The organism is Microbacterium sp. zg-YB36 (assembly GCF_024623575.2).
Taxonomy (GTDB): domain Bacteria; phylum Actinomycetota; class Actinomycetes; order Actinomycetales; family Microbacteriaceae; genus Microbacterium.
The window spans coordinates 50901-68665 of sequence record NZ_JANJFD020000008.1 but is presented as its reverse complement, the minus strand read 5'-3'; the positions used below and the strand labels follow the sequence as shown (position 1 = coordinate 68665).

18 protein-coding genes and 1 tRNA gene are annotated in these 17765 nt (G+C 69.1%); 8 read left to right on the top strand and 11 right to left on the bottom strand.

All coding sequences use genetic code 11. The features are described from left to right. Positions 1–2 precede the first annotated feature (2 nt). From ligD to NQ151_RS12735, 3 genes are all read right to left on the bottom strand, one after another. Positions 3–1034 (bottom strand): non-homologous end-joining DNA ligase, encoded by a 1032-nt coding sequence (gene ligD, locus NQ151_RS12745; RefSeq protein WP_257528323.1) that lies wholly within the window; start codon positions 1032–1034, stop codon positions 3–5. A 61-nt stretch (positions 1035–1095) separates the two neighbouring features. Beyond that, complete coding sequence (locus NQ151_RS12740; protein WP_257509247.1) at positions 1096–2112, bottom strand: SseB family protein; 1017 nt, start codon at positions 2110–2112, stop codon at positions 1096–1098. A gap of 298 nt (positions 2113–2410) precedes the next feature. Then, entirely contained in the window at positions 2411–4915 is a 2505-nt protein-coding gene (locus NQ151_RS12735) for an ATP-dependent helicase (RefSeq protein WP_257528322.1), read from the bottom strand. 75 nt (positions 4916–4990) lie between these two features. Here NQ151_RS12735 and NQ151_RS12730 point away from each other — a divergent pair, with 75 nt between their 5' ends. Together NQ151_RS12730 and NQ151_RS12725 are read left to right on the top strand one after the other, a co-directional pair. Beyond that, the gene (locus NQ151_RS12730) at positions 4991–5389 is read left to right on the top strand and encodes a YccF domain-containing protein (RefSeq protein WP_257509245.1); all 399 of its coding nucleotides are present in this window, start codon (positions 4991–4993) and stop codon (positions 5387–5389) included. 164 nt (positions 5390–5553) lie between these two features. Then, positions 5554–5626: transfer RNA gene (locus NQ151_RS12725), tRNA-Met, on the top strand. 15 nt (positions 5627–5641) lie between these two features. Here NQ151_RS12725 and NQ151_RS12720 read toward each other — a convergent pair. Beyond that, positions 5642–6118, bottom strand: coding sequence for a MarR family winged helix-turn-helix transcriptional regulator (locus NQ151_RS12720; protein ID WP_257528321.1), 477 nt, complete (start codon positions 6116–6118; stop codon positions 5642–5644). A 69-nt stretch (positions 6119–6187) separates the two neighbouring features. Between NQ151_RS12720 and NQ151_RS12715 the strand changes: the two genes are divergently transcribed. The 3 genes from NQ151_RS12715 to NQ151_RS12705 are packed head-to-tail and all read left to right on the top strand — an operon-like array spanning position 6188 to position 7443. After that, positions 6188–6652: an SgcJ/EcaC family oxidoreductase gene (locus NQ151_RS12715; protein ID WP_257528320.1), complete on the top strand. Its 465-nt coding sequence runs from the start codon at positions 6188–6190 to the stop codon at positions 6650–6652. Beyond that, a complete protein-coding gene (locus NQ151_RS12710; RefSeq protein ID WP_257528319.1) occupies positions 6649–7206 on the top strand; it encodes a hypothetical protein in 558 nt (185 codons plus the stop codon). Before NQ151_RS12715 ends, NQ151_RS12710 begins: the two co-directional genes overlap by 4 nt. Before the next feature lie 9 nt (positions 7207–7215). Next, entirely contained in the window at positions 7216–7443 is a 228-nt protein-coding gene (locus NQ151_RS12705) for an RNA-binding S4 domain-containing protein (RefSeq protein ID WP_257509236.1), read from the top strand. Positions 7444–7454: 11 nt separating this feature from the next. Here NQ151_RS12705 and NQ151_RS12700 read toward each other — a convergent pair whose 3' ends face one another. Genes NQ151_RS12700 through NQ151_RS12690 form a run of 3 tightly spaced genes read right to left on the bottom strand, consistent with a single transcriptional unit; the run spans position 7455 to position 12885 of the window. Further along, the gene (locus NQ151_RS12700; protein ID WP_257528318.1) at positions 7455–9167 is read right to left on the bottom strand and encodes an NAD(P)/FAD-dependent oxidoreductase; all 1713 of its coding nucleotides are present in this window, start codon (positions 9165–9167) and stop codon (positions 7455–7457) included. Between the two features lie 51 nt (positions 9168–9218). After that, positions 9219–12227 (bottom strand): DEAD/DEAH box helicase, encoded by a 3009-nt coding sequence (locus tag NQ151_RS12695; protein ID WP_257528317.1) that lies wholly within the window; start codon positions 12225–12227, stop codon positions 9219–9221. A gap of 46 nt (positions 12228–12273) precedes the next feature. Further along, on the bottom strand, positions 12274–12885 hold the full coding sequence (locus tag NQ151_RS12690; RefSeq protein ID WP_257528316.1) for a GNAT family N-acetyltransferase: 612 nt from the start codon (positions 12883–12885) through the stop codon (positions 12274–12276). A gap of 163 nt (positions 12886–13048) precedes the next feature. On the opposite strand from NQ151_RS12690, the gene NQ151_RS12685 reads away from it, so the two are divergent. The 3 genes from NQ151_RS12685 to NQ151_RS12675 are packed head-to-tail and all read left to right on the top strand — an operon-like array spanning position 13049 to position 14978. After that, on the top strand, positions 13049–13414 hold the full coding sequence (locus tag NQ151_RS12685; protein WP_257509232.1) for a ribonuclease E inhibitor RraB: 366 nt from the start codon (positions 13049–13051) through the stop codon (positions 13412–13414). 24 nt (positions 13415–13438) lie between these two features. Next, a complete protein-coding gene (locus tag NQ151_RS12680) occupies positions 13439–14701 on the top strand; it encodes an MFS transporter (protein ID WP_257528315.1) in 1263 nt (420 codons plus the stop codon). A gap of 22 nt (positions 14702–14723) precedes the next feature. Then, complete coding sequence (locus tag NQ151_RS12675; RefSeq protein WP_257528314.1) at positions 14724–14978, top strand: sigma-70 family RNA polymerase sigma factor family protein; 255 nt, start codon at positions 14724–14726, stop codon at positions 14976–14978. Here the strand turns inward: NQ151_RS12675 and NQ151_RS12670 are convergent. Genes NQ151_RS12670 through NQ151_RS12655 form a run of 4 tightly spaced genes read right to left on the bottom strand, consistent with a single transcriptional unit; the run spans position 14950 to position 17673 of the window. Then, positions 14950–15387, bottom strand: coding sequence for an HIRAN domain-containing protein (locus NQ151_RS12670; protein ID WP_257509218.1), 438 nt, complete (start codon positions 15385–15387; stop codon positions 14950–14952). The genes NQ151_RS12675 and NQ151_RS12670 overlap by 29 nt on opposite strands. A 48-nt stretch (positions 15388–15435) precedes the next feature. Further along, a complete protein-coding gene (locus NQ151_RS12665) occupies positions 15436–15663 on the bottom strand; it encodes a CDGSH iron-sulfur domain-containing protein (RefSeq protein ID WP_257509217.1) in 228 nt (75 codons plus the stop codon). Further along, a complete protein-coding gene (locus NQ151_RS12660) occupies positions 15660–16622 on the bottom strand; it encodes a glycosyltransferase family 2 protein (protein WP_257528313.1) in 963 nt (320 codons plus the stop codon). The genes NQ151_RS12665 and NQ151_RS12660 overlap by 4 nt, the downstream gene beginning before the upstream one ends. Next, complete coding sequence (locus NQ151_RS12655) at positions 16609–17673, bottom strand: iron-containing redox enzyme family protein (protein WP_257528312.1); 1065 nt, start codon at positions 17671–17673, stop codon at positions 16609–16611. Before NQ151_RS12655 ends, NQ151_RS12660 begins: the two co-directional genes overlap by 14 nt. Positions 17674–17765 lie beyond the last annotated feature (92 nt).

Sequence of the window (17765 nt, the reverse complement as noted above, 5' to 3'; positions counted from 1 at the left end):
GGTCAGTCGGTCTCGGGCTGACGCGCCCGGCTCGGCTGCACGCGGGGCGGCTCCCCGGGCATCTTGGGGAATTCCGGCGGGAACGGCAGTTCGCCCAGCCCTTCGGCCACGTCGCGCTCCCACCACTTCAGCAGCGTGTCGATGCGCCCCGGGGATGCCTGCAGGTCTGCCCACGGGTCGCCGATGTCGGCGAGGCGCTCTGGCACGGTGCGGATGGTGAACGCCGCAGGGTCCACTCCCGCTGCCAGCTCGCCCCAGGTGATCGGGGTCGCCACCGTCGCACCCGGCAGCGCCCGCGGGCTGTAGGCGCCCGCCATCGTGCGGTCGCGGTTGGCCTGGTTGAAGTCGATGAAGATGCGTTCGCCTCGTTCTTCCTTCCACCAGTTCATGGTGACCTTGTCCGGCATCCGTCGCTCCAGTTCGCGGCCGGCGGCGATGACGGCGTGGCGCACCTCGAGGAATTCGTGGGTGGGCTCGATGGGGCAGAACACGTGGATGCCGCGGTTGCCGCTGGTCTTGAGGAACGCCGTCAGCCCCGCCTCGGCCAGCACATCGCGCAGCGCCGGGGCGACGGCGGCGGCGTCGGCGAAGTCGGTGCCCGGCTGCGGGTCGAGGTCGATGCGCAGCTCGACGGGGTTGTCGGTGTCGTCCGCGAGCGAGGCCCACGGGTGGAACACGACGGTGTTCATCTGCACCGCCCAGGCGATGGCCGCAGCCTCACGCAGCACGACCTGCGGGTGCCGCCGGCCGCTGTTGTACGTGCACATCACTTCGTCCACATACTCCGGGGCGCCCTTGGGCGGGTTCTTGGAGAAGAACCGCTCGCCGTCGATGCCGCCGGGGAACCGTTCCAGCGAAATGGGACGGTTGCCGTTGGCGGACAGGAACGGGCCGGCGACAGCGATGACGTACTCCGCCAGTTCGTGCTTGGTGATCCCCGGCTCCGGCCACAGCACCCGGTTGGGACTGGACAGACCCAGCTCATGGTCGCCGTCGGGACCGGGGATGGTGAGGGTGATGCGCTCCGAGGCCATGATCCGACCCTAGGGCGGCAGCGGCGGCGGGTCGAGGTGCGACTGCGGGTGGGACTTCCTGCTATGCGGCGAGGGCGAGGAGCGATTCCAGCTGCGCGCGCTCGAGCTGGATCCACGGCCCCGCCGGGTCGATGACGACTCCGCTGAGGCCCTCGTCCGCCGCGATCGCCTTCGCGAGCTGCTCCGGCGTCAGCGGCACGGCGCGGTCGCCGCGGCCCAGGACTGCCACTTCGAGCGGGTGGGTGAAGACCTCGAGGTGACGTGCGCCGTCGGTGCCGCGCACCTCGGAGACGCCCAGGCGCTTGTCTTCGCCCGGCACGGAGCCTGCAGCGACCCACATCCGCGTCGTCGTCAGCGCCTCGGCGATCTGGACCGCGGTCTGGTCGGTGCGGGGCGCGGCGAGCAGGTTCTTGATCGTGCTGGCCGGATCGACTTCGGCCAGTGCCTTCTCCACGAGGGCGCGGGGAAGGATGATCCGTCGACCCGGGCTGGCGTGGTCGAGGATGATGCCGGCGTAGGGGCCCGCGACGACGTTGCGCAGGATGGCGGGGGCGGGCTGCCCCATCGCCGAGGTCTGCGCGTCGCCGTCGGAGGACACGCTCGCCTGCAGCGCTTCGCCGCCGGTGAAGGCGAGCAGGTAGCGGTCATCACCGACGGCGGAGACAGCCATCGTGAGGTCCTTGCCCTCGGCCAGCTGGGCACGGGCATCTCCGCGCACCCGGACGAACAGGTGCCCCTGCAGCAATTGCCGCATGATCGCGACGATGTCGGCCGCGCCCGGCTCCTCCGGCAGGGCGGCCAGCGCGTCGCGCACGAGCACGTTGTCGGGAAGTCCCGGCACCGTCTCGGTGCGCTCGGGAGCCTCCGCCGGGCCGCGCAGCACGCGACGCACGCCCGGCTGCGCGGTGGGCGCGGCGGCCGGTCGAGGCGCGGGCTTGCCGAACGTGGAAACCGAGATGTTCACCTGCGGCACGTCGGGCTCGGGCGCTGCGGGCGTCTCGCTCTCGGGCGCAACGTCGGTCGCCTCGTCCCCTTCGGGGGTGGAGGTCTTCTTGTCGCGCCGCGAGAACAGAGCCATCGTCCGAGCCTAACCGGTGCCCCCGGCCCGTGACAGGCGCCCCCGCCCCGGGCGAGTGAGTATTCACGCCGCCGAGTGAGTATTCACGCCGCCGAGTGAGTATTCGTCGCGCCGAGTGAGTATTCGTCGGGCCGGCATCCTGACTCGGTCGTCACGAACGCACCCAATCCCCGGGCAAACAGGGACGGATGCGACGACTCAGCATCGCCACGCGCGCGGCATCAACGCCCGGTCGTCACGAACGCACCCAATCCCCGGGCAAACAGGGACGGATGCGACGACCGAACCCCCGCCGCCGTCAGAGCTTGACGATCGGCGCGACCTTGATCAGCAGCTTCTTGGCGCCGGCGGTGTCGAATCGTACGTGCGCGATGCGCTTCGCGCCCTCGCCGGTGACGGTGTCCACGCGCCCCTCACCGAAGTCGTCGTGGCGGATACGGTCACCGGCGGCCAGCTCGAGGTCGCCGTTGTCGCGCATCTTCGCGGTGACGCGGTTCGGGAAGCGCGAGGGGTCCGTGACGCGCGGCGAGCGACCGAGCGGCACGAGCTCGTCGCCGTAGCGATTGCCGCCGCCGAAGCCGCCGCTGCCGGAGCCGGAGCCGGAGCCCGACCCGCCGCCGGGCCGGCGTTCGTTAAGCGCCCGCGATTGGCTCCCGCCGCGCGAATTGACGTCGCCCGGGGACTGGCGCCAGTGCACGAGATCCGCCGGAATCTCCTGCAGGAACCGGCTGGGCATGGCGGCGGAGACCTCGCCGAACTGCGCGCGGGTCATCGCGAGTGACAGGTACAGCCGCTGGCGTGCCCGCGTGATGCCGACGTAGAACAGCCGACGCTCCTCCTGCGGCCCGCCGGGCTCGCCCGCCGAGATGCGGTGCGGGATGAGGTCTTCCTCGACGCCCGTGATGAACACGGCGTCGAACTCGAGGCCCTTCGCGGTGTGCAGCGTCATCAGGGACACCGAACCGGACCCGTCGTCGAGGTCGTCTACGGCGGAGACGAGCGCGACATCGGAGAGGAAGTCGAGGATCGTCCCGTCCGGGTTGTTGCGGGCGAACTCCCGCGCCACTGCGACGAACTCGTCGAGGTTCTCCACGCGAGCCTCGTCCTGCGGGTCCTTGCTGCGCCGCAACGACTCGAGGTAGCCGCTCTTGTTCAGCAGCAGCGACAGGCCGTCGGGGACCGAGGTGGCGGGCGGGACCTCACCCGATTCGGGCAGCATGAGGGCGGATGCCTCGGCCAGCACGGCATCCAACTGTGTGATGGCCGTCTGGATCTTCGGCCCGACTCCCAACGCCGACGCGTTGGCGAGCGCATCGCGGAACGTGATCTGCTGATCCTCGGCGTAACGGGCGATCGCCGTCTCGGTGACATCGCCGATGCCACGACGCGGCTTGTTCAGGATGCGGCGCGCCGCCATCTCGTCCGCGGGGTTGGCCACCGCGGTGAGGTAGGCCAGTGCATCCTTGATCTCGGCACGCTCGTAGAACTTCGTGCCGCCCATGATCTTGTACGGCACGGCCGAGCGGATGAAGATCTCCTCCAGCGCGCGCGACTGCGAGTTGGTGCGGTAGAACACCGCGATGTCGGAGTACCCGACCCCCGACCGGCGCAACTTGTCGATCTCATCCGCGACGAACTGGGCCTCGTCGTGCTGCGAGTAGCCGGTGAAGCCGATGATCTGCTCCCCCGCACCCACGTCGGTCCACAGCTTCTTGTCCTTGCGGTCGAAGTTGTTGCCGATCACGGCGTTCGCCGCGGACAGGATGTTCTGCGTCGAACGGTAGTTCTGCTCGAGCAGCACCACCTCGGCGCCGGGGAAGTCGCGCTCGAACTCGCTTATGTTGCGGATGTCGGCGCCGCGGAAGGCGTAGATCGACTGGTCCGAGTCGCCGACGACCGTCAGCGACGCGCCCTCCAGCCCATCCCCGGCATGGGCGGGCTCGGGCTCGAAGATCATCATTCCGCCCGAGGAATACGGCTCGACGGAGCTGGCGCCGGAAACCGGGCGGGTGAGCTCCCGGATGAGCGAGTACTGGGCGTGGTTGGTGTCCTGGTACTCGTCGACGAGGATGTGCCGGAAGCGGCGGCGGTACACGTCCGCCACGTGCGGGAACGCCCGGAACAGATAGACCGTCTGGGAGATGAGGTCGTCGAAGTCGAACGCGTTGGACTTGCGCAGCGCGCGCTCGTAGGCCGCGAACAGCTCGACGAAGATGCGCTCGGCGGGGTCGCTCATGTTCGCCTGGCGCCGGTACGAATCGGAATCGGCCAGCTCGTTCTTGAGCTTGGAGATGCGGCTCTGCACCGCCGCCGGGGTCAGGCCGAACGCGTCGGCCTCGTGCTCCTTGACCAGGCGCTTGATGAGCGCCCGGGAGTCGCCGGAGTCGTAGATCGTGAACGAGTTCTTGAACCCGAACTGCTCGGCCTCGCGCCGCAGGATCCGCACGCACGCGGAGTGGAACGTCGAGATCCACATGCCCCGCGCCGCCTCGCCGACCAGCTGGGACACCCGCTCGCGCATCTCACCGGCAGCCTTATTGGTGAACGTGATCGCGAGGATCTGGCTGGGCCAGGCCTCCCGGTTGCGCAGCAGCGAAGCGATGCGGTGCGTCAGCACGCGGGTCTTGCCGGAGCCTGCGCCGGCGACGATCAGCAGGGCGGGCCCGCGGTAGGTGACGGCGCGCCGTTGCGGCTCGTTGAGGCCGCGCAGCAGGTCGTCGTCCCCGTCGCGAGGTCCGGCGTCGCCGGCGACGATCACAGGGACGGATGCCGCATCTCGCGCGGTCGGAGCAGGGTCGGTCATGTCCCCACAAGTCTAGGCGCGCCCGCCGACATCCTCCTGGGCGCATCCCCAGCGTGCAGGTGCGACAATCGTGCCGTGCGCACCCTGTTGAACATCATCTGGCTGGTCCTCGCCGGCTTCTGGCTGTTCCTCGGCTACCTCGCCGCGGGCGTCGTGCTGTGCGTGCTCATCATCACGATCCCCTGGGGGATCGCGTCGTTCCGCATCGGCCTCTATGCGCTCTGGCCGTTCGGCCGCACCGTCGTCGCGAAACCCACCGCAGGCACATTTTCGTTCATCGGCAACGTGATCTGGGTGATCGTCGCCGGCATCTGGCTCGCGATCGGACACATCCTCTCCGGCATCGCGCTGTGCATCACCATCGTCGGCATCCCCCTCGGCATCGCCGACTTCAAGATGGTGCCGATCTCGCTCGCACCGCTGGGCAAAGAGATCGTGCCGACGACGCAGGGCGCGTTCGACCGCGCCCGCTGACGCGCACCCGCGGTTCAGCGGCCGTAATACAGGTGCCCCAGCGCGCCTTGCTCAGGCCGGTCAGGAGCGGCACGCGCGCCGGTACCGTCACGCACCGTCACATGCCGCCATCGGCCGCAACAGTGCGTGCCGCACGCCCGGCACCACCGCTAGCGTGGGGTCATCGCGGCGATCCGGGCGGTCCCGGGCACCGGTTCATACCCGGAGGCGTTGCGGGTTCGACTCCCGCCGTCGCGTCGATCTCGAATGAGGTTACGAGCGAGCGTCGGGATTGTTCATCCCGAGTCGCTGCGTCTCTTCGCGAAGAACGTGCACCATCCGCTGGAGGTAGCTGGTGATGGCGGCTTGTTCTGTGGCGTTGTACTCGCCGATCACTGCTCCGAGTGACATGCCGAGGTGCGCGAACGCGTCCTCGAGCTCGAGATTGTTCTCCGGGGTCGCGCGGATGATCGCCCGCCTGCGATCCTGCGGATCGATCTGCCGCTCGATGTGACCGCCCCCGGCGAGTCGGCTGATCACATTCGTTATCCCCGCGCCGGTGAGTCCCGTTCGTTCGGCGAGCTCCGAGGCGCTGAACGGACCCTCGGACTCGATCAATTCCAGCGTCTTGAGATCGCCTGCCGACAGTCCTACGCGCGCCGCGACGGCTTGGTGGAACAGGACGACCGCGGTGCTGAGCTGTCGACCGAGATCGTCGCCGTGAGGAGTCCGCGAGGGCCCGGTTGACATTGACAACTCCAAAGCTTAGATTCACCGTAGTAATTAATACGGTCACTCTAAGTAAACCAGGAGATGCGAATGCTGGCAGACGATGCAGCCGCGAGCCGCGAGAAGCGGGCGCTGGCGACGATGAACGCACTGGAACATGCATGGGCGACAGGGGATGCGCAAGCGTATGGTGCGCTGCATTCGCCAACGGCGACGTATGTCGCCTTCGACGGAACGGTGATGACGGGAAGCGCGGAGATCGCGGAGGGCCATCGAGAGCTCTTTGCCGGGATCATGAAGGGGTCACGCCTGCTGACCGTCGAGCGAACTCTTCGTCACGTGGGTGCCGACTCGGTCGTGGTGGTGCAGCGCGCGGGCATCGTGATGTCCTGGCAGCGCGGCCGCGCTCGTCCGTCTCGCAAGCGGCTGTCCACGAACACGACGCTGCTCCGCGAGCTGAATGGTCAATGGATCGTGGAGGGCTTTCAGAACACCCGCTACCACCCGTGGGCACGGACCCTTGTCGGGCGCATCATGACGCGTAGAGCCAAATGAGTTATCTGTTGAACCAGCTCGCCGACGGGTTCAGGTTGACCGGCGCGGCCTTCGCCGCATACTTCGGCAGCGCAATCCTGGTCGCGATCGCGGTGATCCCCGCGAGCCTTCGAACCGTGCAGCTCTTCACACGCGATGACAACGGCTGGTTGGAGATCGTTGTCGAATTGCTCCGCGTCGTTCTCGTCGTCGCGATGATCATCGTCGGACGCAAGTGGAGCGTGCGCGACGTCTTCGGTGGAGCCCGATGGGCGGAAGTCGGCCGCGACGTCGCCCACGCGTGGCGGGGTGGTTGGACCGCCATTCTGCTACAGCTCACAGTCCTCACCGCCCTGATCTTGGTTTTCAACGTCGGCTTCGAATCTGTCATGACGACCGATAACGTCGCCACCTTCCTCACCGCACTGGACCTCAACCCCGTTCACGCCGGCCGGACGAACGATGCAGTGATCTTCGCCGTCAAGAACATCGTCGTCATCCCGGTCTACCTCGTGGCCATGCTCCGGGCGCTGGACATCTTCTGCGACAAAGAAGACCCGATCCCGGTCGGCTAGCATTCAGGGATGACGAACCCGGCTCCGATCGACGACGTCTCGATCGGCGGCGAGGGCATTCGCCTCGGGCAGTTCCTGAAGTTCGCGGGGATCCTCGACTCCGGTGGAGACGTGAAGGAAGCCATCATCGACGGCTACGTGACCGTGAACGGCGAGGTCGATCGCCGCCGCGGACGGCAGTTGCAGGTCGGCGACATCGTCGGCTTCGAGGAACACCGGGTTCGCGTCTGCCCGTGACGGCACCCCGGTCAGCCGCCGACGTGAGCGCCCAGATGCGCGTGCACGGCGGAGATCACCACCGACCCCTCGCCCACGGCTGAGGCGACGCGCTTGACTGACCCGCGCCGCACGTCGCCTACGGCATAGAAGCCGGGCACCGATGATTCGAACTGCGTCGGCGCCCCCTCGGCGCCGAGCCATGCCCGGCGGCCGCCCTCACTGAGCACATCCGCACCCGTGATCACTGATCCCCATTTGTCGCGCAGCACCTCGGGGGCGAGCCACTCGGTGTGCGGGCGGGCGCCGATCGTGATGAACACGGCATCGGCGGGCACCTCGACCCGCTCCCCAGAGTCGGTGTGCTCGAGCATTACATGATCGAGCCGGTCCGAGTCGTGCGCGCCGGCATCCACGACGCGCGTGCCAGTGATGAGACCGACGCCCGCGGCATCCAGCTGATCGATGAGATAGCGCGACATGCTCTCGGCCAGAGACGGGCCGCGCACCACGAGCGAGACCGAGCGCGCGTAGCGGGCGAGATGCAGCGCCGCCTGTCCAGCGGAGTTGCCCCCGCCGACCACCAGCACCCTGCGCCCGGTCTGGGCGCGAGCCTCCACCGATGAGGCGCCGTAGAACACGGACGCCCCGACGAACGGATGCAGCCCGGGTGCGGCCAGCCGCCGGTAGCTGACCCCGGTGGCCAGGACCACCGATCGGGCACGGACGACCCCGCCGCCCCCGACGCGGAGCTCGAACCCCTCGCCGGTCAGACTCATCCCTTCGACCCGCCGCGTGTGCGCGAAGCGCGCCCCGAAGGTCCACGCCTGCTGGTAGGCCCGCTGCGCGAGCTCCGCGCCCGAGACGCCGCGCGAAAAGCCCAGATAGTTGCGGATGAGCGAACTCGAACCGGCCTGTCCGCCGATCGACTCCCCTTCCAGCACGAGGGTGTCCAGCCCCTCGGATGCCGCGTAGACCGCCGCCGCCAAGCCTGCCGGCCCGGCGCCGACGATGGCGACATCGACGACGGACTCGGGCAGCGAGGTGTCCAAGCCGTACGAGCGGGCCAGGGCGGCATCGTCCGGGTCGACCAGCAGCTGACCATCCGGCGTGCGCACCAGCGGCACGCCCACGTAATCGGCGCCGGCCCGGGCGAGCAACGCCATCGCCTCGGGTGAATCGGGGTCGAGGTGCACTGCGTGAGTGCCGCCGCGTTCCATCAGCGTGAGCAGCGCGTGGGTGCGCGGCTGGGCCTGGTCGCCGATCACGATGAAGCCCCGCCGGCGCTTGCCGCTGGAGAACTCCCACTCGTGCAGGAAGTCGGTGATCGCCCGGTGGAACGACTCGTCCGCCCGGTCCACCGGCCGCACCACGTAGTAGTCGATCTGCACGCGCGACATGAGTTCGAGCACCGCGCCTGCTGTCTCGTGATCGGCCCAGGATCCCCACTCGATGACCAGCCCGCGCCGCACGTTCGGGAAGCGCCGGCGCGCGGCGGCGAACACGTTCTCGTCCCCATCGGCGGGCGATGCGTCGTCGGAGAGCACCAAGGCCAGGTCACTGCCGGACTGGTGCAGTTCCTCGATCGCCGCGATGCCGCCGGCGGGACTGCCTGCTTCGATGATGCGGTAGTCCAGCGCATAGCGGCGGTGCAGCGGGTCGACGACCGCGCGACGGAGCCGATCGTCCGCCGATACGACGAGGATCGCGGCATGCTGGTCCGGCTGGGCGTCACCCCTGTCCATGCGCGAAGCCTACGCCGGGTCTTCCTCGGCGTGCCGATGCCAGTGGCACCGCTACGTTCCGGACTGCTGCGCGAACTGCACCATCCACCCGCAGCGCGGCGCCGCGCGCACCGTGCTCGGCGTGGCCGGCGCCGGAACCGTCTCGATCTGCCTCGGGAGCACTGCGGGAATGAGGGGCTCGATCCGCCCCGGCCGAGCGTGGCGCGGCCCCGCGAGTGCCCATCGGTCGTTCAGCCGAACGACCGCGAGGGGGTGCCCCTCCGATGTCGCGACGCCGGCATCGATCTGAAGGGACGCCAGCAACGCGGCAAGCGTGATCTGCACCTCCGCCTCTGAGGCTTCTCGGGCCCGCAGCACCGCTCGCGGCGACCGCAGGTCCGTGCGACTGGACGCCCGCAACAACGCCCGCAGGTTGGTTCTCAGTGCGACCACCGCAGCGTCCGGTTCGCTGCGACGCTCCGAAAGCGCAGCCGCGATCGGCGCCAGGCGCGGGTCGGGCGCAGTCAGGGGCAGGATGCTTTCGCGCAGGCGTTTGCGCTCCCCCTGGAACAAGCGGCGCACACCTCGCGAGTGCGGGAGAACCGAGTGGGCTTCGGGGAGGTCCTCGACAAGGCGCCCTGCCTCCTCGACGGGCGTCACCGACACGATGTCCACAGCCAGGTCCGCGACGAGACTGTCGTAGCCGAAGTCGCCGTCGCGCGTGTAGAAGAAGACATCCGCAGCGACCTTCCCCGCGGAGCGCGCCGGAAGCACCAGGTCGATGGGCCCGTGCGCCGGCCGAGTGCTCGCGAGGGCACGGTTCGCGCCGGTATTGCTCAACGCGGTGATCCGGGCCGCCGGATTGGGGGTGCGATAGGTCAGCTCGAGGTCGATGAGCGGTTGGAGCTGGATGTCCGCACGCGCACCGACGATCTCGGCGAATCCTTCGGCTGTGACGTCGACGCCGCGTGGCCTCGCGTTGATCGCATCGGGTGAGGCGAACCCCGCCCCGCGGGCGCGGCGCCAGAGATCCTGCATGCGATCACGGTGATGCTGTGGCTCCAGCATCCGCTCCAGCATCCACAGCAGTCGCCCGGCCCCGCGTTCGGGGTGCGGCGAGAGGTGGCCCCAGGTCAGCCGACGCGAGAGGTCGCCCGCGACGGCCGGCGCCCAGGTCGACGCATGCACGTACCCCAGTGCAGCGACCCAGGCGAGGTACCGCGGCAGGTCTTCAGCCGCACGACGGAACTGGGCCATCGACACACCCGGCGGCAGGTTCTCGCGCATCCGAGCGGGAGAACGCAGCACGAGCTGAGAAGCGGCCATGCACACTCGCGCGCCGAACTGCTCACCCGCCCGGGCGATGACTCGAGGCGACCAGCCCGTCAGCAGCTGGTCGACGTAAGCGCTGTACGTGCGCTCGTTGACGGGGCGTTCCCGAAGCGACGTCGCCGCGGTCGCGACAGTCTGCACGACGAGTTCCTCGGCTTCGTCCGCTGTTGCCGGAATCGGAAGCTCGGCGAGCGCGCGAAGCATCTCCCCCGCTGACTCGACATCGATCATGAGGCGGGACGTGAGCGTGCCGATCTCCGTCGGCGCGAGCTGGCCGTCGACTTCGGCCGCGAACCCGCGCTGCACCAGGGCGTCGATGACCCCGTCGAGGTCGACCGCGGACCCATCCTGAGCGAACGCGAGCGTCTGTTCGAACCAGGCGCGCGCGCTGGATCGGTCAACGACCGACCCGAGCAGCAGCTCCGCGAGGATCGCGTCGCCCAGTTGGGCCGCGATCCGGCTCCGTGCCGCGTACCCGTCGAGGAGCTTCATCTTCCACGTGGCTTCTTCGGCCCGGGGGACCAGCATGAAGCCGAACCCTTCCGACTCCTGCCCTGCGCGACCCGCGCGCCCGAACATCTGCTGCGCCTGGCTCACCTCCAGCGGCGTCATTCCGAGTTCCAGGTCGCGGATCACGACGAACTTCGCCGGGGTGTTCACTCCCGTCGACAGGCCGGATGTGGCCACGAGCACACGCAGCTCCCGCGAGCGGAAGGCATCCAACGCGCGCCTGGCGCGCGGCGCATCCCGGAAATGGATGCCGACGCCCCGGCGGAAGCAGGATTCGACCAGTGCCTCCGGCTCGACGCCTCGGAACGGGACACCCGCTGCACGCGCCGCGGTCCGCAGGACCGCCGCCTTGCTCCCGCAGAACACGACCGCGCTGGATGGCGAGGCACCCTCCCCGGAGGGGGTTGCGCTGCCGAGCCCCTCGCCGAGCAGGCTCCGCAGCAGCGGCAGGACGACAGCGTCCTTCGCCGATTCGTAGTCCTCGCGCTTGCCCTGCACCGGGGCGTCGTACGGAACCAGCTGTGTCGTCAGCACCGTCGGGCGCCATGCCGAGCGCACGAGGTCGGCGTTGAACCATGCGGCGAGCTCTTCGGCGTTCGAGACGGTCGCCGACAGGGCCACGATGCGGGTGCGCCCCTCGGCGACGCGCAGCCGTGCGATGAGCGACTCGAGTGTCGCCCCACGCGCAGGATCCCCCACCAGATGCACTTCGTCGATGATCACGGCACCGATCCGCCCGATGACGTCCTTGAGCGACGCCCGCCGGTAGAGCGCTTCGAACTTCTCCGTTGTGGCCACCCACAGCTGGGCCTGGCGGACAGCGTCGCTGGACATGTTCGTCTCACCGGTCAGTTCGACGGTGCGGATGCCGTGCGTGCTCCATCGCCGGGCGATCTGGGCCACCTCGGCAGCCAGAGCGCGCGCAGGGAGCAGCCACACCGCGGGCTTGCCGTCGGAGACGATCGAGCGCAGCGCGGCGACCTCGCCGATCAGGGTCTTGCCCGAGCTCGTCGGCGCCACGACCATCACGTGCCCGCTCGTTTCCAGCACCACAGGCACCGCCTTGGACTGAAGCGGGTTCAGTCGGTCGAACGAATCGAGGTACTTCTGCAGGTGAGGCGGGATCAGTGCGGATGTGGGCGTCCAGGCTTCTTCGCCTTCAGCCGCCGAGGCAACGGCAAGCGGTTCGACACCCTCGTCGTCATTCGACAGCCGTCGAGGTTCCCCAGCCAGACTCACGCACGCTCCCTATCCCGTGAAAGCGTACAAGCCGCCGGGGACAGTCTCAGCCGAGGGCGGGCAGCACCGTCTTACGCATCACTGTCTTGCTCTTGCCGATGTGGCGCTCGAACGCGAATCCCGCCTTCTCGAACATGGCCCGGGTGCCGTTGTGGAGGAACGACGATGACGTCCGCTTGCCTGGCGCGAGCTCGTTGGGGAACGAGACGACCTCGCCCCCGCCGGCCTGCGCGATCAGCTCGAGCGCGCCGTCCAGCGCCTCGCACGCCACTCCCGAACGTCGGTGGTCGCGATCGACGAAGAAGCAGGTGATGCGCCACGGGGCCGGATTGGTCTCGCCCGCGTCGTACTGCTTGCGGTGATAGATGCCCGGCAATTCGTCCGGGCTGCCGTACTGACACCACGCGATGGCGTCCTCGCCGTCGAAGACGAGCGCGGCGTGGGCGACGCCTTCCGCCACGAGGCGCTGCTTGAATGTCGGGCCGTCGTACTCGCTCTTGACGGTGCGCTCGGTGTCGCCGTGGAAATAGGAGCAGTAGCATCCGCCCCACACCCCGTTGTGCTTCTGGGCGAGCGCCAGCCACGCCGGGAAGGTCTCGGGCGTGAGCGGCCTGATCACATGCGAAGTCGCCCCCGTCGCAACATCCTGATGGGCCATCGCTCACTCCTCGCGTCAATGCGGCCAGTCTGCAACCCGCCCCGAGCCTCGACAAGGCATCGCCGGGCGATTCGCAGCACCGCGGCCATGTTGCACCGAGCGCAAGAAGACCGATTTCGCAATAAATGGCGACGGGGGAGATACTTACGGCCATACTTACCAAATGACGGAGAATTCCATGCAACAAGCGACCGAGAGTTCCACGCTCCAGTCACAGTTGGCCCTTTGGCCCACTCAGGAGGCGCAGCGCATGGAACTCAATGACCGTTTCGAGGTACCACGCCCGGTGGAGCACTTCGCCTACTTCCGCCGCCGCGCGTTCGCCAATGTCGCCGGAGCCGAGTTGCAATCGCGCGGATTCAGCGTCGAGATCGGACGCCGAGGCCTCCAGACTTTTCTGCAGGCCACCCGCGAGGAGCCGCTGGATTTCGCGTCCGTCGAACGCTTCCTGAGTGAAGTGATCGCCGTCGTGGAAAGGTCGCGTGGCGACTACGACGGCTGGGGGGCTGCCGTCGAAGCATCCGCCTGAGCGGTTAGCCCTAGCATTGGCGGAATGCGCTCGCTCGGCGACCTGATCGCACCCCGCCGACTCGGCAAAGATTTCCGCTGGCTGCTGGGGTCGTCGTGGACGAGCAACGTCGGCGACGGCATCGCGCTGTCGGCGTCACCGTTGCTGATCGCGTCGCTGACCTCGTCTCCGCTTCTGGTGGCTTCGGGCGCGATGATGCAGTACCTGCCGTGGCTGCTGTTCGGACTGCTGGCAGGGTCGATCGCGGACCACCACGATCGACGCCGCCTCGTCATGCTCGCGAACGGTTCGCGCGCGGTGATCGTGCTGGGGCTCGTGATCTTCCTCGCGACCGGCCAGGTCACGGTGTGGATCGTCCTGGCCGCCGCGTTCCTCTACGGCACCGCGGAAGTGTTCGCCGACACGGCGGGCAGCACGCTCCTGCCCATGCTGGTGCGGCCTGCCGATCTGGGTCTGGGAAACGCGCGACTGCAGGCCGGGTATCTCGTCGGCAACCAGCTCGCCGGTCCCCCGCTGGGCGCGTTCCTCTTCGCCATCGGATCCTTCTGGCCGTTCGCGATCCAGATCCTGTGCGTGAGCCTCGCCGTGGTCCTCATCTCACGCATCGCGCACACCCCGATTCCGCCGAAGGATGCCGCGCCCACGGGCGCGAAGCCGCATCCGATCCGGGAGGGCTTGCGGTGGCTGCGCGGCAACGCCCCGGTGCGCACGCTCGTGCTCATCATCCTGGTCTTCAACGTCACCTGGGCCGCGCCCTGGAGCATCCTCGTGCTCTATGCGACCGAATACCTCGACATGGGTGCCCTCGGGTTCGGTGCGCTGACGACGGCATCCGCCCTCGGCGGCCTGGTGGGCACGGCGTGCTTCGGGTGGCTCGAACGCCACGTGTCGTTCGCGACGCTCATGCGGGTGTGCCTCTCGCTCGAGGTGTTCATGCACCTCACCTTCGCACTCACGACCGTGCCCGCCGTCGCCTTCGGCCTCATGTTCGGGTTCGGCGCCTACGCCTTCGTCTGGGGCACGATCTCCACCACCGTGCGGCAGCGCCTGGTGCCCCTGCATCTGCAGGGGCGCATCGCCTCGGTGAACATGGTCGGCGTCTTCGGAGGGCTGGTGATCGGGCAACTGCTCGGCGGGCTCATCGCTCAGGCATGGGGATTGACCGCCCCATGGTGGTTCGCCTTCGCGGGGTCGGCGGTCACCCTGCTGCTGGTGTGGCGCTCGATCTCGCACATCGCCGCCGCTCCCCCGGCGATCGACTCCGCCGAACCGCAGAGCGAGCGCTGACTAGAACGGTGCGGGTTCTTCGATGGCGGTGCGGCCCATCGTCGGCGCCGATCGCCTGGGGCGGTATCTCATCGGCGGCATGGCCAAGGCAGGCGGTGCGGCGGTCGCGGCCGTGACGTGGGTCAACGGTCAGTTCGGCATCCGGATGCTGCTCGGCGGTGAACTCGTCGGTGTCGTGAGCCTGACCGTCGCGGACGGACGGGTCACGCGGGCTTACGCGATCGCGAACCCCGCCAAGCTCGAACGCTTCAGCGAGGAGGTGCTGCTGCGTCGCTGATCGCGTCGCCCTCGTACGAGCGAACGAAGCCGAGCAACGCCTCTTCCTCCGGCAGGTCCACCCACAGTCGGCTGCTGCCCGATTCCGAACCCAGCCCGTTGATCACAGCGGCGCCGCCGAGCCGGTCCAGCAGGGGCGCGATCGCTGCGGCCCGCGTGGCGGAAACGTAGCCGACCGCCCGACCCCGCGCGTAGACCGCGATCGCGGACATGTCCCGCTTGTTGCGCGGCTCCCGGCGCAGCACATACATGCGATCGCCGTCGTGCGAGCGCTCCCGGTCGTGCGCCAGATAGTGCGTGCCCTCCACGCGCGCCCGGACCGTTTCCAGCCCGCGGAGGTCCGGCAGGGTGGCATGCTCGTGGGCGCGCAGAGACAGCAGATTACGCAAGTGTTCCCACCAGAGAGGCATTCGAGGAGCGTATCGAACACCCCTGGGAAACCACCGGCCCGCCGCGCCTCAGGGGTTCGCGTCGGCGGGGAGCACCGGGGTCGTGGTGAAGCCGACGAGCTTGTGGGTGCCGTCGCACCACGGCTTGATCGCCGACACTCCGCAGCGGCACAGCGCCGCGGTGCGCCGGGGTTGGCGGATCTCCTCGCCCGCTTCGTTGCGGTAGGTGACCCCGGTGCCTCGCACGATGAGCGGCCCGTCCGGGTAGGCGGTGATGGTGGTCTCGTTCTCGGTCATGTCGCCCTCCTGAGCGTGCGCAACGGCGTCGCCGCGCGAAGAATGCGTCCGTCGCGGTAGTGCACGCCGCCGCGCAGGCGCAGCGCCACCGCGATCCAGACGGTGACGGCACGCTCCATCGCCCACGGCACCGACCACAGGCAGTCCGTCGCACGGAAGTGCCGTCGCCCGCCCGCGCGGGCACGCCCGATCGCCGCGACAGCGACGACGACCGCGGCCAGCACGGCCAGCCCCCACACCTTTCGTGCGCGCAGCAACGCCACTATGAGCGGCAGCAGCGCCAGCTCGCGCGCCAAGCGCCCCGGCTGCGCGAGATCGTCATACGCCTGACGCACGCGCTGCTCGAAGAACTTCGCCAGCTCGGGCGGGCGGCGGGCGACATACACGTCGGATGCCACATCCACCCGGCCGCCGTGCGCGCGGACCGTGCGCTCCAGTTCGAGGTTCTCGAACAGCACGTCGGTGTCGTAGCCCGCCTCCGGCAGCGCCGCGCGGCGCACCGCCACCGTGCCGGAGAAGTCCCCGCCGAGGCCCCGGTTGAGCAGGCTCCGGCCGGTGTCCCACCGGGCGTGCCACGGCGCCGGGACGAACACGTTCTGCGGCCGCACCGCATCAGCGGCATCCAGCCGGTCGAGCACCGTCGTCAACTGCTGCCGGCCGTACCGCACATCGTCGTCGGCGATGACGATCTTCTCGTGGCGGGAGCACCGGATGCCGGTCACCGCTCCCCTGGCCTTGCCGTTGCGTCCCGCCACTGCGGGCGGGATGTGCCGCACGAACGGCCAGGTCACGTGGTGCCCCTCGAACAGTGGCGGGGCCGACCCGTCCACGACCGTCACGTCCACCCAGCGCCGCAACCGCGCGAGGTAGTCGGTCAGTTCCCCCAGGCCGGCGTCGTCGTCCCAGCGCAGCGGCAGCACGTACTCCCCGTCGAGGCGGTCATGCTCAGGATGCGACACGGTGCTGTTCCCAGCCCTCCCGAACGGCGCTGCGGTCCTGCTGCCACGCCTGAAGGATGTGATCGCCCGCCCAGCCGTCCACGGCCAGGCACGCTGCGGCGCCGAAGAGGATGTCGCCGAGCAGCTCGGGCTCGTCCTCGGCGAGCGCCCCGGCCATGTCGCGCCCGGCGATCTGCTCGTGCACGGCATCCGCTTCGACGTGCTCGTCGAAGTACCAGGTGACATCGGTGTCGAAGCCGTTGCGGCGGAAGCCGTCGCCGTAGTGCTTGTTCGGGATCGACGAGGTCATCTCGAACGCCGCAAGATGGCCGACGACCGCGCCGCGCAGTCGGCGGTTGAGCCCGAACATCGACATCATGTTGAGCGAGGCGAGGGTCACCGCCGGCACCGCGTCGACGTAGACGCCGTAGGTGTCGTCGAGCCCCGCGCCGCGCATGGTCTGGGCGAAGATCCCGGCGTGGGCCCGGCCCGCGTCGCCGCTGCCGTATTCGTCGAACTGGATCTCCATGAGCGCGGCCTTCGCCCGGCCGGTCAGCCGCGGGATCGCCCACGAGTGCGGGTCGGCTTCGCGCAGCGTGTAGACGCTGCGGTGCATCAGGAATTCCCGCAACTGCTCAGCGGATGCCGTCTTGGCGACGTACCGCGCCAGGCTCGGGCCCGGCGTGGGAGCGGTGAAGGAGAAGAGCAGCCGAGCCACGGCGTCGGCCGTGGGGTCGGGGGCAGCGGGCACGGTGATCTCGCTGCGCAGTTGGGCTTCGAAGGCGGCCTCCAGCACCTGCCGCGCGGCGAGCAGGTCGACGTCCCATTCACGCGACGTGGGGAGGTCCGCCAGCGACCCGTAATGCAGGGCGTACAGCAGGAACAGGCTCAGCTGCACATCGTCGTCGCGGGCGATGTCGTCGGCGGCGGCCACCGCCTGTGCGGCGAGGGTGCGGACGCTCGAGGCGTCGCGCGCCTCGTCTTCGAGGAGCGCCAGAATCTCACGTCCGAGGGGGCCGCGGGCGGAGGGTCGAACCGGAGCGTGGGTCTCGGCGGGCGCGTAGAGCGTCATGGTGGGTCCTGTCTGTGCAGATGTGACCGCTCAAGGGTCCCAAGAAGAACCGGCGCCTGCACGGACTTGACGGGCCAGCGCCGGATCGCTAT

Coding starts and splice junctions, on each gene's coding strand:
- ligD (WP_257528323.1), bottom strand. CDS start 1,034: ATGGCCTCGGAGCGCATCACCCTCACCATCCCCGGTCCCGACGGCGAC.
- NQ151_RS12740 (WP_257509247.1), bottom strand. CDS start 2,112: ATGGCTCTGTTCTCGCGGCGCGACAAGAAGACCTCCACCCCCGAAGGG.
- NQ151_RS12735 (WP_257528322.1), bottom strand. CDS start 4,915: ATGACCGACCCTGCTCCGACCGCGCGAGATGCGGCATCCGTCCCTGTG.
- NQ151_RS12720 (WP_257528321.1), bottom strand. CDS start 6,118: ATGTCAACCGGGCCCTCGCGGACTCCTCACGGCGACGATCTCGGTCGA.
- NQ151_RS12715 (WP_257528320.1), top strand. CDS start 6,188: ATGCTGGCAGACGATGCAGCCGCGAGCCGCGAGAAGCGGGCGCTGGCG.
- NQ151_RS12710 (WP_257528319.1), top strand. CDS start 6,649: ATGAGTTATCTGTTGAACCAGCTCGCCGACGGGTTCAGGTTGACCGGC.
- NQ151_RS12705 (WP_257509236.1), top strand. CDS start 7,216: ATGACGAACCCGGCTCCGATCGACGACGTCTCGATCGGCGGCGAGGGC.
- NQ151_RS12700 (WP_257528318.1), bottom strand. CDS start 9,167: ATGGACAGGGGTGACGCCCAGCCGGACCAGCATGCCGCGATCCTCGTC.
- NQ151_RS12690 (WP_257528316.1), bottom strand. CDS start 12,885: ATGGCCCATCAGGATGTTGCGACGGGGGCGACTTCGCATGTGATCAGG.
- NQ151_RS12685 (WP_257509232.1), top strand. CDS start 13,049: ATGACGGAGAATTCCATGCAACAAGCGACCGAGAGTTCCACGCTCCAG.
- NQ151_RS12680 (WP_257528315.1), top strand. CDS start 13,439: ATGCGCTCGCTCGGCGACCTGATCGCACCCCGCCGACTCGGCAAAGAT.
- NQ151_RS12675 (WP_257528314.1), top strand. CDS start 14,724: ATGGCGGTGCGGCCCATCGTCGGCGCCGATCGCCTGGGGCGGTATCTC.
- NQ151_RS12670 (WP_257509218.1), bottom strand. CDS start 15,387: ATGCCTCTCTGGTGGGAACACTTGCGTAATCTGCTGTCTCTGCGCGCC.
- NQ151_RS12665 (WP_257509217.1), bottom strand. CDS start 15,663: ATGACCGAGAACGAGACCACCATCACCGCCTACCCGGACGGGCCGCTC.
- NQ151_RS12655 (WP_257528312.1), bottom strand. CDS start 17,673: ATGACGCTCTACGCGCCCGCCGAGACCCACGCTCCGGTTCGACCCTCC.